14 protein-coding genes are annotated in these 14356 nt (G+C 53.4%); 5 read left to right on the forward strand and 9 right to left on the reverse strand.

Going from position 1 to position 14356, the window contains the following annotated elements; all coding sequences use genetic code 11:
- Positions 1–88: 88 nt before the first annotated feature.
- On the forward strand, positions 89–1723 hold the full coding sequence (locus tag H6F67_RS09875) for a M23 family metallopeptidase (RefSeq protein ID WP_242020576.1): 1635 nt from the start codon (positions 89–91) through the stop codon (positions 1721–1723).
- Between the two features lie 63 nt (positions 1724–1786).
- On the opposite strand, the gene H6F67_RS09880 is transcribed toward H6F67_RS09875, so the two are convergent.
- The 4 genes from H6F67_RS09880 to H6F67_RS09895 all read right to left on the reverse strand — a co-directional run bounded on the left by H6F67_RS09880 (position 1787) and on the right by H6F67_RS09895 (position 4879).
- Entirely contained in the window at positions 1787–2284 is a 498-nt protein-coding gene (locus tag H6F67_RS09880; protein WP_190765806.1) for a hypothetical protein, read from the reverse strand.
- Positions 2285–2371: 87 nt separating this feature from the next.
- Positions 2372–3487, reverse strand: coding sequence for a hypothetical protein (locus tag H6F67_RS09885; RefSeq protein ID WP_190765807.1), 1116 nt, complete (start codon positions 3485–3487; stop codon positions 2372–2374).
- 241 nt (positions 3488–3728) lie between these two features.
- A complete protein-coding gene (locus H6F67_RS09890; protein WP_190765809.1) occupies positions 3729–4457 on the reverse strand; it encodes a PspA/IM30 family protein in 729 nt (242 codons plus the stop codon).
- A 98-nt stretch (positions 4458–4555) separates the two neighbouring features.
- The gene (locus tag H6F67_RS09895) at positions 4556–4879 is read right to left on the reverse strand and encodes a hypothetical protein (RefSeq protein ID WP_190765810.1); all 324 of its coding nucleotides are present in this window, start codon (positions 4877–4879) and stop codon (positions 4556–4558) included.
- Positions 4880–5015: 136 nt separating this feature from the next.
- Here H6F67_RS09895 and H6F67_RS09900 point away from each other — a divergent pair, with 136 nt between their 5' ends.
- Positions 5016–6062: a glutathione S-transferase family protein gene (locus tag H6F67_RS09900; protein ID WP_190765812.1), complete on the forward strand. Its 1047-nt coding sequence runs from the start codon at positions 5016–5018 to the stop codon at positions 6060–6062.
- Here the strand turns inward: H6F67_RS09900 and H6F67_RS09905 are convergent.
- Positions 6030–7109, reverse strand: coding sequence for an ATP-binding protein (locus H6F67_RS09905; RefSeq protein WP_190765814.1), 1080 nt, complete (start codon positions 7107–7109; stop codon positions 6030–6032). The genes H6F67_RS09900 and H6F67_RS09905 overlap by 33 nt on opposite strands.
- Positions 7110–7398: 289 nt before the next feature.
- Between H6F67_RS09905 and H6F67_RS09910 the strand changes: the two genes are divergently transcribed.
- Positions 7399–10233 (forward strand): cation-transporting P-type ATPase, encoded by a 2835-nt coding sequence (locus tag H6F67_RS09910; RefSeq protein ID WP_190765816.1) that lies wholly within the window; start codon positions 7399–7401, stop codon positions 10231–10233.
- A gap of 66 nt (positions 10234–10299) precedes the next feature.
- Here H6F67_RS09910 and H6F67_RS09915 read toward each other — a convergent pair whose 3' ends face one another.
- Positions 10300–11091 carry a hypothetical protein gene (locus tag H6F67_RS09915; RefSeq protein ID WP_190765818.1) on the reverse strand — a complete coding sequence of 264 codons (792 nt, stop codon included), beginning with the start codon at positions 11089–11091 and terminating at the stop codon, positions 10300–10302.
- 185 nt (positions 11092–11276) lie between these two features.
- Positions 11277–11939: a cofactor assembly of complex C subunit B gene (locus H6F67_RS09920; RefSeq protein ID WP_190765820.1), complete on the reverse strand. Its 663-nt coding sequence runs from the start codon at positions 11937–11939 to the stop codon at positions 11277–11279.
- 93 nt (positions 11940–12032) lie between these two features.
- Between H6F67_RS09920 and H6F67_RS09925 the strand changes: the two genes are divergently transcribed.
- On the forward strand, positions 12033–13355 hold the full coding sequence (locus tag H6F67_RS09925; RefSeq protein WP_190765822.1) for a D-alanyl-D-alanine carboxypeptidase: 1323 nt from the start codon (positions 12033–12035) through the stop codon (positions 13353–13355).
- 130 nt (positions 13356–13485) lie between these two features.
- Here H6F67_RS09925 and H6F67_RS09930 read toward each other — a convergent pair whose 3' ends face one another.
- Entirely contained in the window at positions 13486–13686 is a 201-nt protein-coding gene (locus H6F67_RS09930) for a hypothetical protein (RefSeq protein ID WP_190765824.1), read from the reverse strand.
- A 129-nt stretch (positions 13687–13815) separates the two neighbouring features.
- Between H6F67_RS09930 and H6F67_RS09935 the strand changes: the two genes are divergently transcribed.
- A complete protein-coding gene (locus tag H6F67_RS09935; RefSeq protein WP_190765826.1) occupies positions 13816–13965 on the forward strand; it encodes a hypothetical protein in 150 nt (49 codons plus the stop codon).
- A gap of 7 nt (positions 13966–13972) precedes the next feature.
- Here the strand turns inward: H6F67_RS09935 and H6F67_RS09940 are convergent, their stop codons facing one another.
- The gene (locus H6F67_RS09940; RefSeq protein WP_199304331.1) at positions 13973–14173 is read right to left on the reverse strand and encodes a DUF3368 domain-containing protein; all 201 of its coding nucleotides are present in this window, start codon (positions 14171–14173) and stop codon (positions 13973–13975) included.
- Positions 14174–14356: the final 183 nt, after the last annotated feature.

Here is a 14356-nt window from a genome sequence, read left to right on the forward strand (position 1 = left end):
TGGCAACTGATGCTGTTATAGTGTCAATCGATCGCAGGCTTATTGCTTGTGCTGCCCGTTTTCTGCTCTTTTTTTGTGTCATTTGCCAATGAAGCGTTCTCATCACTCGCTGCGACGCTGGATCACAACAGTGGCGCTGACGGCTGCCCTTCTCGACAGTCAACTTCCATTACTTGCTGCCGAAACGGTTGCACCTGAGCTTGATCCTTCACCAACCGCAGACGCTGACCTCGGCAAAGCCGATCCAAGCCCAACGGAAACCAGCCCAACACGGGACGAGGCTGTTGCTCCACCCGCTGCCTCAGTGATGCCAGAGCCGAATGCTGCACCTGATGCCGCGCCCGTAGTTGTTGCGCCCAGTCCAGCCGCATCTGATCCAACCCCGTCACCCACAGCGGCAACACAAACCATTCGGCTGGAGGCTGCAAGGCAGCGTGTTGAAGCGCATCTCGCTGCGATCGTGGCGAGAGACCGCGCCGCCAAAGCCGCACAGCTTCAGCAAAATCTCGTTGCTGCTGCTTTGCGCTATGCCGAAGCAGGCAATTTTGAACAGGCACGACGCACGGCTGAACATCCTGCGCTGCCGGAAGCAATTCAGGCCGAGACGCTAGCCAAAATTGCCACGATCGCCCTGCTGCGTGAAGGTGCAACTACCGCTGCTGCGATCGCGCCTGCTGCCACCCGCATACCTGTCGCAACTGCGTCCACTGCCGTGATTGCGGTGACGCCAACTCCCTCCGCGTTGCCGCCTGCTGTTCCCGCTCGTGCCGCCCGTTTTGCGCGAGCGCCTTTTCGTCCGCTGATTGGACAAAGCTGCTTGCCCCAGCAGGCAAAACTGCTGTCGGTCACTGCGCCATCTGCGGTGGCCGCACCCACCGCGATCGCATCCCCGCCAACGAAAGCGATCGGCCCAGAAATTCCCAGCAAATCGCGGGTGCATAAAGCAAGTGTCCACCGGGAAGTTGTTATTCCAGAATCGATCGAGCTGCGCTCAGCCGATCGTCGCGTTCAGCCGATCGAGGTGAAGCTGACTGGCGTGGTTGATGCAATTCCAGCGTTGGTCAAGCCGTCGCCCGTCGCGGCATTCTCGCCGCTCAAATCGCCGCTGAGTGGTTTGGTCAGCGCGATCGTGCAGGCGAGCCAGCAAGATGCCAGTCCTGCTGCCTTGCCTTCGCTGCCTGTTGTGTATGTCGATGCCAAGGTGAACCGCGCGCCAGCGGCTCAGCCAGCGGTTGCAGCCAACTGTGAAGGCGGAGGACTGACAACCATTCGCTACTCGGTGCAATCGAGTATGCAGCGCTTGACGCAGTTGGGCTTTGCGTTTCCTTTGCCAATTCCTGCTGCCGTCACGTCGGCCTTTGGCTGGCGTATTCATCCAATTTCAGGCGATCGCCGCTTTCACGCGGGCGTTGACTTTGGCGCACCGATGGGAACGCCCGTTTTGGCAGCGCTGCCAGGTCAGGTCGTTGTGGCGGGCAGTCAGGGCGGCTACGGACTCACGGTGATTTTGGAAAATGAAGGGCATCGCAATTTGTATGCTCACCTGTCGGCGATCGCCGTTCAGCCCGGTCAAGTCGTGAATGCAGGCAGCATTATCGGTTGGGTCGGCAGTACGGGAAATTCAACTGGCCCGCACCTGCACTTTGAGTCGCAGTATCTCACTGCTCAAGGCTGGCAGGCCGTTGATCCCTTGGTGAACGGAACGCTGGCAAGAGGACGATAGTAAATTGGGCGATCGCGCAGATTGTAAAAAACGAACTAGTTGCTCGATCGATCGACTCGGAGCCTACTGCGTTCTGCCGCCGCGCACCACCTGCTCTTCGGGCGACACACCCAGGAACACGACGCGCACCTGTTGGGGCTGAAAAACACCGGGCACGCTAACCTGTGCCGTTGCCTGCGGAATGGCGACACATCGAACCCGTGCAGAGTCAGGATTGTGAGCGTTGAGCGCTGTCACATAGATGGTGGCGCGGCGTCCGCGTACTTCGCTGTAGGACAACACGGGCAGCAGCGTGTCCAAACAGCCATTCAGGGTGAACTGAAGCGAAACGCGCGTTTCTGATCCTGTCACGGTATGGGCAACGGGAACGCGAACAGACTGGATTTGCGTAATTCGACCCACGATCGCCGACAAATTTTCGGTGCGAGCAGGAACGGGAATCGCTTGAGCAGCAGACGGTGCGAGCGTTGTTAGCGCCGCTGTGATGGCAAAAATTCGAGTCAACATGTGCAAAGAAGGTTGTGGAGGTGAACCAGGAGGCTGCGTAATGCTCCTGTCCATCAGACTTCTGCTCAATCGCGATCGGTTCCGCACAATCGCGATCGTCAAGGTCGCTTTTTCAACTGGCTCTGCCCAAAGTGCGATCGCTCAGTTCAAATTTTGCCAAGCGGCGAGCATATTTTCCCACAGGTCATCTGATTCGCTGGCCTGCGACTTTTCTAGTTCGCCAAACACTTCAGGCGAGAACATGTGGCGCAGCACATCAGAATAGGGCAGGATGGTTTCGGCTTGAGCAGGCGTGAGGCGATCGCGAATGTGCTGATCCAGCATGTGCAGCATCAGGCGCACCAGCTCCCAGTTCACCTTCAGGGTCGGATACAGCATGACGCATAGCGGAAACAGTTCGTTTTGCAGCACAGACACACTGCCTTCCAGCGCTGCCACCCACAAATACACCTGAAACATTTCGACATCGCGCACGGTTGAAACCTGCACCGCAGGATCGGCCAAAGCGCCAGAATAGCAGCGGTGATTAGGATACACGCGCAGCACACGCTGACAAATTGCTTGGGCAGTGCTGGAGCAGGCGGGGAGAAGCTGATGGACGGCAGATAGCGCGATCGAATCTGGCTGGTGCAAAGCAGCAGCATCATAAGCGCGATACAACGGCATGTAGAGATAGTCGTCAATCACTTTGAAGTAGGCGCTCATCAACACCTGCTCTGGCTTGGACAACTGTTCCAGCAGCATCTTACTGGTGTAGTGAAACTGCATACTGACAAAGCCAATCACACGCGGATCTTGCTGCGTGTATTTCTTCCGCATCGAGGAAAGCCTGGAACCAATTTGGGTAGCGAGGCGCGGCGGCGGAATCAGATCGGTCAAAATGTTTTCGGCATTCGGCAGATTCACGATTTGCGAAAGCGGCTGCATTGTGCCCGATCGCGTGTAAAGCTCTAGCGTTTTGCTGTAGACCTGGTAGTAGTCGGAGGAGATTTGCCAGGGGTCGATTAAACGCGGCTCTATCGAGTGACGCTGCACTTCTTTTGCTAGCAGATTTTCCACCAAGCTCCAGGCTTGAACGCTAACCGTTCTGAGGACCTGCATCAGCTTGTCTGCGGTTTGCTGCCGTCCAGCAAGGGAGAGGACTGAAGATGACTGTTGCGATTGAGGTTCAGCGCCAGATTTTAGATTTTGAACATATCGTTTTGCCCACTGTTGAGCGAGGCAGTCTACGGTAGCTCGATCGGCTGCGCTAGGCATAAAAGTCTCTCGGTAAATTGCATTGAATGGCCTAATCTAGTATTCCGAGTGACACAATTGAATTATACATACAGCGAAAAAAAATACATTTGTGGCAAATACCGATCGCCTTTCCTTCATCTTTCAAATTGTTCAGGCTGCCCTCATTCATCACAGCTTTATAGTGGATTCGATTAATCCACTATAAAGCTGAACAATTCATAGGCAATTGTTAAACCAATCCTGCAACGGCTCAAAACCATTAAGCATCTTCAAGCTGCGATCGCAACCGTCGCATTTCTTCGTCTTCTACCTGCGGCAAGCTTGCAGGTGCAGCACTGCTCAACTGCGCTTTCATCGCCGCGAGTTCTTCATCCACATCGCTGCTTTCAAGAGCGGCAAATTGCTGTTCAACCGTGTTGTTGCTCAGTTCCGCGATCGCCTGCGACTGTGCTTCAAGCTGCAACACTTTTTCTTCCATGCGCTCAAAGGCAGCGATCGCCCCGGAATTGCCGACCTGTCCCAGCATTTCATTCAACTGCTGCGATGCCTGCGCCGATCGCGCACGAGCAATGTACATATCTTTTTTGGTTTTGGCTTCGGCCAGCTTGCGCTCTAGCAGCACCATATTTTGCTTCATCTGGTCAACGATGCCGCGCTGCTGGTCAAGCTGTGTACGCAATGCCGTTGCAGTTTCTTGATAGGAAGCTTTGCGAACGAGCGCTTCGCGAGCCAGATTTTCATCACCTTTTTGCAAAGCTAGCTGTGCGCGTTGCTGCCATTCTTGCGCGGTTAATTCGGCTTGCGACTGTTGGCGTTCAGTGCGCTTTTGCGTGGCGATCGCTTGTGCCACCGACTGCCGCAGGCGAATCAAATCGTCTTGCATGTCGATCACCGTCTGCTCCAGAATTTTTTCTGGATCTTCAGCCTTGTCGATCAAGCTATTCAAATTGGCTCGAATCAAGCGCCAAAGACGGTCAAGTAGTCCCATGACAAAACTCCGTAGCGGAATCGAAGCAGCGTTCTTTTCATCCTATCGCACCTGAGTTTTGGCGATTACAGGCGATCGCGATTCATTTTTGCAATCTACTAGCGGCGATCGCGCAGGGTTGGGCGTTTGCGGCGAAACATGCCAAACATTCTGTTGCGAGCGCGTTCGGCTTGACCCGATTGCCATTCGCGCAGACGAACTCCAGCCCGTCCCATCAGCGTGTTGGAAGCGGCGGGCGTCGAGTCAGCAGGTGGACGCTGGGGCAGTTCTTTTTGCAGCCAAGCCGTCGCGATGTAGCCTCCCGCAATTCCCGCGATCGCGCTCCAGACAATGCTGGGACGAACGGCATAGCCCGCCAGCACAAACGCCAGCAGAAAAATCAGCCAGTACTTCAAACCCGATTCAAATCCAGAGTTATTCATTGTTCGATCAATGCAGTGCTGCTTACTTTACAAGATAGCTTGAGCAATGGACAACGCAATCTGCGGCAGGTTGCACGCGCTCACCTTCAAAGCGATCGCTTGCTAAGTTAAAAGCAGTCGCGCTCCTCGATCGCTCATGCCACAGTCCACCGCTAAACCTGCTGTCAGTCGCAAACTGCCTGGAAAACTGATCGTTCAAACCGGAAAATGGGTTTGGACGACGCTTTGGCAAATCATGATGTCACAGCTAGCGCCCCGCGATCGATCCGGTGCTTATATCCGTCCAGATAGCCAGTTTCGCGATCGAATTTCGGCTCAAGGTTCGCACCCACCACAGGCCGATCGCTACAGTTTAATTGTGGGGATGGGCTGTCCTTGGGCGCATCGAACGCTGGTTGTTCGCGCTTTGAAAGGATTAGAAGCAGCAATTTCGGTGACGATCGCTAAGCCCGATTCGATCGCGGGCGGTTGGGTGTTTGAGCAGGAAATAGAAGGCTGTCATACACTCGCGGAACTCTACACTTTAGCAAAGTCGGACTACAGTGGACGGGCAACAGTTCCGGTGTTGTGGGATCGCGAGAAGAAGGCGATCGTTAACAACGAAAGTGCTGAAATTATCGTGATGCTGAACGCAGAATTCAATGAGTTTGCCACTCATTCTGAGCTTGATTTGTATCCGCATGAAGGGCGAGAAGCGATCGATTGCTGGAATGAAAAAATCTATCATGCGGTGAATAATGGCGTTTATCGCTGCGGCTTTGCTCAAACTCAAACGGCTTACGAGCAAGCTTGCAGCGAACTATTTAACGCTTTGGATGAAATTGATGCGATGCTAACTAAAAATCGCTATTTGTGTGGCGATCGCGTCACTTTGGCAGATGTGCGATTATTCACTACATTGTTTCGATTTGATGCAGTTTATTTTGGTCTATTCAAGTGCAACCGTCGCCGCATTCAAGACTATGCCAACCTCGGCGCTTATCTGCGAGATATATATCAGCTTCCTGGCATTGCTGAGATCTGCGATCTCGACACGGTGAAGCGCGATTATTACGGCAATTTGTTTCCACTTAATCCCGGCGGCATTATTCCTTTAGGGCCGAATGTAGATTTGTGGGAAGCGCACGATCGATCGCGCCTCTCACCGTCTTCAAGCCAACCGATGCTTGAGCCAAAACGCTAACAGCGGCAAGGCAATTCGATAACCATATTTCGCGCCGTACACTAAACCTTTTTGCTCTAATCCGGCCAGTGCGCCCTGCAAGCCGCCGCCTCTCGAAAGCTGATGTTTTTGAATGTAGTCGCGGGCGTGCGGACTGTCGGTCGGGTCAAGCGCGAGGCTTTCCAAAACGCGCACCTGACTGGGCGGCAACAGCAAAATTAAGGATTCAAAGGTAATCGAAAGATCTTCCACTAACGCTAACGCTGCTCGATGAACATGATGCGGCTGAATGAGTTTGGTGTCGTGTTCGTGGGCGAGCCAAATGCGGCGAGCCAGGGCGATCGCGCCGCCCAAATGTCCCTGCACGTAGCTGTAGAACAGTGACAACGAACTGTTTTCGTCGATGGCGAGTCCCTGTGCGCTTAGGTGGGGAATCAGCCAGGAGTGGAAGTCAGCAGGTGTTAATGGCCCTAAACTGATCACTTTCAGGTTCAGGGCGATCGCCCAGTCTTCCGGCATCGTCGCAAGCAGGGCGTAACTCACGCGCGTTTGTCGCCCGATTTCCTGCTCCAGATAGGTTTCCCACTGGCTCGATCGATCCCATGACCGGATGTGCGTGAAGTTTTGGCAGACAAGGACGACGCGACAGTCGATCGATTCCGCCAGATATTGCGGCAGGCTGAGCAGAACCTGAAACAGCATCCATTCTTCTTTGGGCGCACAGTGCCACACCAAGCGCGATCGACGCAGAGGCGACTGCTCCAGAATCAAAGGTTTGTCTTGGCTCCAGCGATCGATCAGCGTCAATTCGTCGGGACTGGAAAACGCATCGAGAATGCTTTCGGCCAAAAGTTCGAGAAAGCGCGATCCGTTTGTGACTCGGAGGCAGTCAATCTCCAAAACTTTTGCGCCAATCTGCTGTGCGGCAGTGCGAATCAGCGTGTGTCTGCCGCTGCCTGCGACCCCCGTGACGAGGAGATCGTCGTCTGCCAGCAGAATTTCGCACACCTGCTGAAGCTCGATCTGCCGACCGATTAAAAATTGCGGCACAAACGGATTGCCTGTCATGGCGCTATCAATATCCTAGAGGGCAGTCTATCTTTGTACTACCATCTTAGACAAAAGTCTTGTACTAAGAAATAGTGCCAAAAACTATTTTCAAGCACTATGATTTAGTGCTATAAACATTAAAGCATTCTTAAATCGAATCTGATTGAACTTTTTCGGCGCACCGTTGCCGCCAAGTTCAGCAGCTTTTTCCTGTCCTAATTAGACTGCCTGATTCTCCAAACTGCTTTCATAAACCCTCAAATTTCTTGCTTCGGCTGGTTTTCTTGCAATTTCTCAGGAGTTTCCGATGACATCCGTAACGTCAGCCACATATGCTCTGCCTGACGATTCCGCGCCTCAATCTGCGGCCTGGCACACGATCGCCGCAGATAAAGCCGTTGATCTGCTCGGCAGCGATCGCACCAGCGGCCTAACTTCGGCTCAGGTGAATCAGCAACTCGATCGCTACGGCACAAACGAACTGGTGGAAAGCGGCAGACGCACGCCGCTCGAAATCTTGTGGGATCAGTTCAAAAACATCATGCTGCTGATGCTGATTGGCGTGGCGATCGTCTCAGCCTTTTTTGACATTCGCGAATCGATGACGCAAGGGCGATTCGTCTTTCCCAAAGATGCCGTCGCGATTTTTGTCGTCGTGATTCTCAACGGCGTTTTGGGCTATGTGCAAGAAAGCGGTGCCGAAAAAGCCCTCGCTGCCCTGAAAAATCTGGCGTCCTCCAAAGTGCGCGTGATTCGCGACGGCAGACCGATCGAAGTCGAATCGAAAGAACTCGTTCCGGGCGACGTGATGCTGCTAGAAGCAGGCGTGAAAGTCGCTGCTGATGGACGTTTGCTGGAAGCTTCAAACTTGCAGGTGCGCGAAGCCGCCCTGACCGGAGAAGCCCACGCCGTCAACAAGCAGGCTGATGCGAGATTGCCGGAAGATGCGGCGCTGGGCGATCGCATCAACCTCGTCTACTCTGGAACCGAAGTCGTGCAGGGACGCGCCGCCGTCCTCGTGACGGGAACGGGCATGAAGACGGAACTGGGCAAAATTGCCTCTGCCCTGCAAGGCGTGGAGTCTGAGCCGACGCCGCTCCAGAAACGCATGTCGCAGCTAGGAAACGTGCTGGTGACGGGGGCGCTGATTTTGGTGGCGATCGTGATCATCGGCGGCACACTTTTCAATCCCAGCCTGTTTGAAGAACTCGTAAAAGTTTCGCTCAGCATGGCGGTTGCTGTCGTCCCCGAAGGCCTCCCTGCCGTCATCACCGTTACCCTCGCGCTGGGAACGCAGCGAATGGTGAAGCGCAACGCCTTGATCCGCAAGCTGCCCGCTGTGGAAACGCTGGGATCGGTGACAACCATTTGTTCCGACAAAACTGGAACCTTGACGCAAAACAAAATGGTCGTGCAGGCGGTTCACACGGCCAGCGGCACGGCTCGCATCACGGGCGAAGGCTACACTCCGACAGGCGAATTTCAGTGGGACAATTCTCCTGCTCAGGCGGATGCGGAACTGCAACCTCTTCTGCTTGCCTGCGTTTTGTGCAACGACGCAATTTTGCAAAAGGAAAATGGCGAGTGGGCAATTCTGGGCGACCCGACCGAGGGCGCGTTGCTCTCGCTGGCGGGCAAAGGCGGCTTGCGGAAAGACGAACAGGACGATCGCTTTCCCCGTGTTTCCGAGTTCCCCTTCTCGTCCGAGCGCAAGCGGATGAGCGTCATGGTGACGGCAGGCGATTCGCACACCATGCCCTACCTGATGTTTACCAAAGGTTCACCGGAACTAACGCTGGAGCGCTGTACGCACATTCAGGTTGGCAGTCAGGTTCAGCCGCTGACGGCAGAGCAGCGATCGCAAATCCTCGACCAAAATAACCAGATGGCAAGTCGCGGTCTGCGCGTCCTCGGTTTTGCCAGCAAGTCACTGACCGAACTGCCGCCGGAAGGTTCTGAGGATCGATCGGAGAACGACTTAACCTGGCTGGGACTGGTGGGAATGCTCGATGCGCCGCGCCCAGAAGTCCGCGATGCCGTTGCCCGCTGTCGCACGGCGGGAATTCGTCCCGTCATGATTACCGGAGATCACCAGTTGACGGCCAAGGCGATCGCAGAAGACCTCGGCATCGCCGCTCCACAAGATCAAACGCTGACCGGACGCGAACTTGAAAAGCTCAGTGCAGAAGAACTCGAAGAATACGTTGATGATGTCAGCGTCTACGCTCGCGTTTCACCCGAACACAAACTGCGGATCGTGCAGGCGTTGCAGCGTCGCGGTCATGTCGTGGCGATGACCGGAGACGGCGTGAACGACGCGCCCGCCCTGAAGCAAGCGGATATCGGCGTGGCGATGGGCATCACGGGTACGGACGTGAGCAAAGAGGCGAGCGACATGGTGCTGTTGGATGACAACTTTGCCACGATCGTTTCCGCAACCGAAGAAGGTCGGGTCGTCTACATCAACATCCGCCGCTTCATCCGCTACATTCTCGGTTCCAACATCGGGGAAGTGCTGACGATCGCCGCCGCTCCGCTGCTCGGTTTGGGTGGCGTTCCCCTTTCACCGCTGCAAATTTTGTGGATGAACCTAGTTACTGATGGCGTTCCTGCCCTTGCGCTGGCCGTTGAACCCGGACGCCCGATCGTGATGCAGCAGCCGCCCAAAGATCCCAAAGAGAGCATTTTTGCTCGCGGTTTGGGAGCCTACATGATTCGGATTGGGATTGTATTAGCAGTCGTGACGATCGCCATGATGATGTGGGCCTATGGCTACACGCAGGCCAACACCGCAGGCGGCACACTCGACCCTAATCGCTGGAAGACAATGGTGTTTACAACGCTGTGTTTGGCGCAGATGGGTCACGCTTTGGCGATTCGATCGAACACTCGTCTATTTGCTGAAGTCAATCCGTTCTCAAATCCTTATATTCTGATTTCGGTTGTGCTAACTTCGATTTTGCAACTGCTGCTCATCTACGTGGAGCCGCTGCGAAACTTCTTCAGCACGCACTATCTCACCGGATTTGAACTGCTCGTTTGCGTTGGATTTAGCAGTTTGATTTTTGTTTGGATCGAGCTGGAAAAACTGTTCCTCCGCTGGTGGAGAGGACGCAAATCGGTTCGGCGTCAAGCTGCATAAAGTTAACCCCTCAGGCGATCGCTTCTCATAATCGGAAGCGATCGCTTTCTTATGAACGTGTACTTTTTATAAATCTGTGCAAAGCAAACTGGTCAGCAAATTGTACAAAGGCGAAGCAGGCTTTAAGTAATCAGGAATTGGATCGATAATTGTGTACCGAGAATTATCATCCTCTCCCGACACAATAATATTGCGCTGATTCAAACTCAAAATCCGAATGCCGCGCTTCCAAAGATATCGAAATAGATAGGCTGTTTGAATTTTTACCAGTTGTCGCCGTCGATTTCGATCGAGCCAGCGATGCAAAGCAAACTGAGGGAGTTGGCGAATTTGGTCGATCGTTGGAATTCTAAATACACGGCAAAACTCTTCACTAAAGCCAGTTTGCACTTCCGCTAGAGTAGTTCCTTCTACGCGCTGCATAAACAAAATTTGCTTGAAGAATGCATCATTAACGCGGTTTTGCAGATGCAGGTAAACCGGACAAACTTGCAGCAAATCTTGTTCTTCACGGCTCAAGCGCTGCTGACAAAGTTGAGCAAGCTGAAGGCTGCGATCGAACTGTCGCTTGAGATCTTCCGCCAAAAAATGACCTTGTGAACATTTCAACGCCAGATTTGATGAAGGAAAAATCTTGAGTTCTTGATCGGTATGGCCGAGAATATAAATTCCGCCTTTGAACCGATCAGGATAAGGATTAATGTTGCTGCTCGATCGCTGTTTTTCTAACTCAGTGCTGAGCGATTTGAGGCGATCGATAAAGTCGCTGAAGCTTGTGTACTTCTGCTCTAGCTGCCAGTAACTTTGAGCAGTGAAATTCAGCGTGATTTGGTCTTGTGTGCGAGTTTGAATCGCCATGCGATCGCTCCAATCAAGCTTATGGACTTGCTTTGATTGTAACGATTGAAATTTTCTAAGCTGGGTAATTCTTACAAAGCAAAAGATTTGATTTTCTGCTTTGAGCGATTGAATTTGTTCTATAGCTGTTTTCAGTCAGTCCTTATCATCGCAGAAAGATTAGCGATCGAATTGGCAAAAAACAGTTAGGAATTCACGGAAATCGTTGAAATAGAGGCAAGCGTATTTGCCAGCTTTTCTGCTAGGCCAGCGACCCAAGCTTCATCTTGCCGCGTGTAGCTGCGGGGTGCATTTGCGCCGAGAATCAGTGCGCCCTCGGAACCGATCGGCTGACAGATCACACCCTGCGTATTTTCCGGCAAATAGTCAAACTCAATTCGACCCGGATAAAGCGCTAGATTAACCAGATACACAGGTTTTTGCTTGCTGATGACACGCTGAAGAATTGCACCGGATTTGACCTCAGCCGTTTTGCCCAAAATGCCGCGCCGCAGCAAAACCCGCCCCCGATACCACACGACGATCGATCGCGTTGCCGTATTGGTCAGCAGCAGATGCGACATCCAGGCTAGCTCGGTCTGCACGGTTTCGGGCAAATCAGGCGCAAGCTCAAAGCCTTCTTCGCCCACAAGCTGAACGGCATCCGGCGATCGTGCCTGCACCTGCTGCCACAGCAAGCCCGTTAGAATCAGCAAGGCAGCTAAGATAATTCCGAGTGCATCCGATCTTGCCTGCGAATCAGTGAGTGCAGGAGTCAGCAGCCGATTGAGCATCAGCAATGTTCCAGCAATTGCACCGACGACGATCGGCAGGCGGCGAATTACGTGATACTGGTCAGGTTTTGCCATTGGCAACGATTACCGTAAATGAATGCTGAGCCGGAATTTCAGCGGGGCGGTCTTCTACTATTCTATTGGGGCGGCGACTGAGGAAGGGACGAGATGCTAGAGGGATTTCACTTACTGCTGTTGACGTGGCTGGGTGGAAAGAACGTGGAAACGCTGCGATCGACCAACTTGTCGCAGTGGTTTAAGGAGGCGGCGATCGAAGTGGTTGCTCAGGCTGCACCCGCGCCTGATCCGGCAGCAGTGGCGGCGACGCGGCTGCATCTTGGCACAATGGCGCAGATCGGAATGCCTGTGAATCGGCAGGGCGTTTGGCTGCAAGTGAACAATCAGGTCGTGGCCGAGAATCAAGGCACAACGGCACTGTCTGCCGCTTCGCTTACCAAAATTGCCACAACGCTGGCCGCGATCGCAACCTGGGGCGTGGATCATCAGTTTGAAACGATCGTCAGCGCAACGGCTCCGCCGCAAAACGGCGTTGTGACGGGCGATCTGATTGTGCAGGGTGCAGGCGATCCGTTTTTTGTTTGGGAGGAAGCGATCGCGCTGGCAAATGCGCTTCAGGAAATGGGCGTCGATCGCGTCACGGGCAATTTGGTGATCGCAGGCAACTTCGCCATGAACTTTCAAACCGATCCGGCAGCGGCAGGCCGCTTGCTTCGGCAGGGCATGAACAGCAACTCATGGAATGCCGAGGCCAGCAGTCAGTTTGCCACTTTGCCGCAGGGAACGGCGCGTCCAACGCTGCAAATTGGCGGCGAGGTGCGCGTGGTATCGCTCTCAGAAGCGCAGACGCGATCGATCGTGCCCCTGGTGCGGCATCAATCGCTGCCGCTGTCGCAAATTCTCAAAGCGATGAACAGCTTTAGCAACAATGCAATGTCTGAAATGCTGGCGGCTCAGCTTGGCGGCGGGCCAAAAGTGGCGCAAACCGCAGCGCAAATCGCCAAGGTTCCGCCTGAGGAAATTCAACTGATTAACGGATCGGGATTGGGCAACGAAAATCGCATTTCGCCCCGTGCGGTCACGGCCATGCTGCTTGCCATCCAAACCTATCTTCAACCGCAGCAGTTGAACGTCGCGGACGTGTTTCCCGTCATGGGGCGCGATCGCGGCACGCTCGGTCGCCGTCAACTGCCTGCTGGCGCGGCTGTGAAAACCGGAACGCTCAATGATGTCAGTTCGCTGGCGGGCGTGATTCCCTCGGCGCGGGGGCCAGTTTGGTTTGCAATCATCAACGTGGGCTTTGGGGATTTGCAGGAACTCCATCGCCAGCAAGATTTGCTGCTGCTGCGAGTTCAACAGCAGTGGGGAGCTGGGTCAATCTCGCCGGAGATTCAACCGGGAAATCGCGATCGACTGCCAGCCAATCGCCTAGGGGCACCCAGCCGCAATCAAAAGCTGGATTTGCGCGGTTAATAACGCAGAAATTGTATGGATCTCGTTTTTAATTGTGGGGAACGACTGATTGAAGCGAATTCGTTAGGACAATTGAGCGCGATTTTTGGGATCAGGTGTCGGCTAGAAACAGAATTTTGAGTGAAGTGCTTTACTCTGCTTGGTTGCGAAGTTCTCGAACGATTTCTTGCGCCAAGTTTTTGCTCCACACTGGCTCAAACGGGCAGGAGACACGATCGCGCTCTCGCTGAAACCAAGCGATCGCTTCTTCAAGCTGCCCAACCGAATACGCATCCCCAATCAGCATCTTAGTCAGCAGACTTTCGACGATCACAGCTTGAGCATCATTCAAGGCAGCATGATTCGTCCTTCTTTTACATATAAGTACTTATAAGTACCTTACCCCAATTAAATCATAAGGAACTAGTTTTGACTAGAGGTTAGTTAAAGGGTGGTGGTAGTAGTCACGAAGAAAAATCAGGTGACTATATATCTGTCAGATGAGATTAGAGACAGAGTAAAGGCGATCGCGGAGGAACAGCGGCGATCGTTTAGTTTTGTTGTGGAAGAGCTTTTAATTAAAGGTTTAGCGGCAACGGAAACGGGCGAAGAAGGGAAAGATCAAGCGTGAAGACTTCTTACTCGCCTGATTCGTGAAGCGTGCGATCGTACAATGCTTGACTCACTCTGAAGCCTGCTTCACCAATTAAGCGATCGAGCAGTGGCTTAGTCGCAGAAATCAGTCCTTGATTTTTAGCAGTTACCAGAATCCCTATAAGACCGCGAATTTTGAGTCCGTACTGTAAAGCAATCGTTCTACCAAGGCGTTCGTCAATCAATAAACGATCAGCATTTAGCTCAACCGCAAGAGCAATTGCCGCAGCTTCACCTGGATCGAGGGTTTGATTAAGAGGAGGTTTGAAAAGTCAAAGATGACGTAAAAAAGCTCTCCGGATGTACGCTGCAAGTAAGTAGTCCGCAGCACCGTGAGAGCCATGAGTAAAGCATACTCCAGCAACCTG

It is taken from the genome of Microcoleus sp. FACHB-1515 (assembly GCF_014696105.1).
Taxonomy (GTDB): Bacteria; Cyanobacteriota; Cyanobacteriia; order Elainellales; family Elainellaceae; genus JAAUTJ01.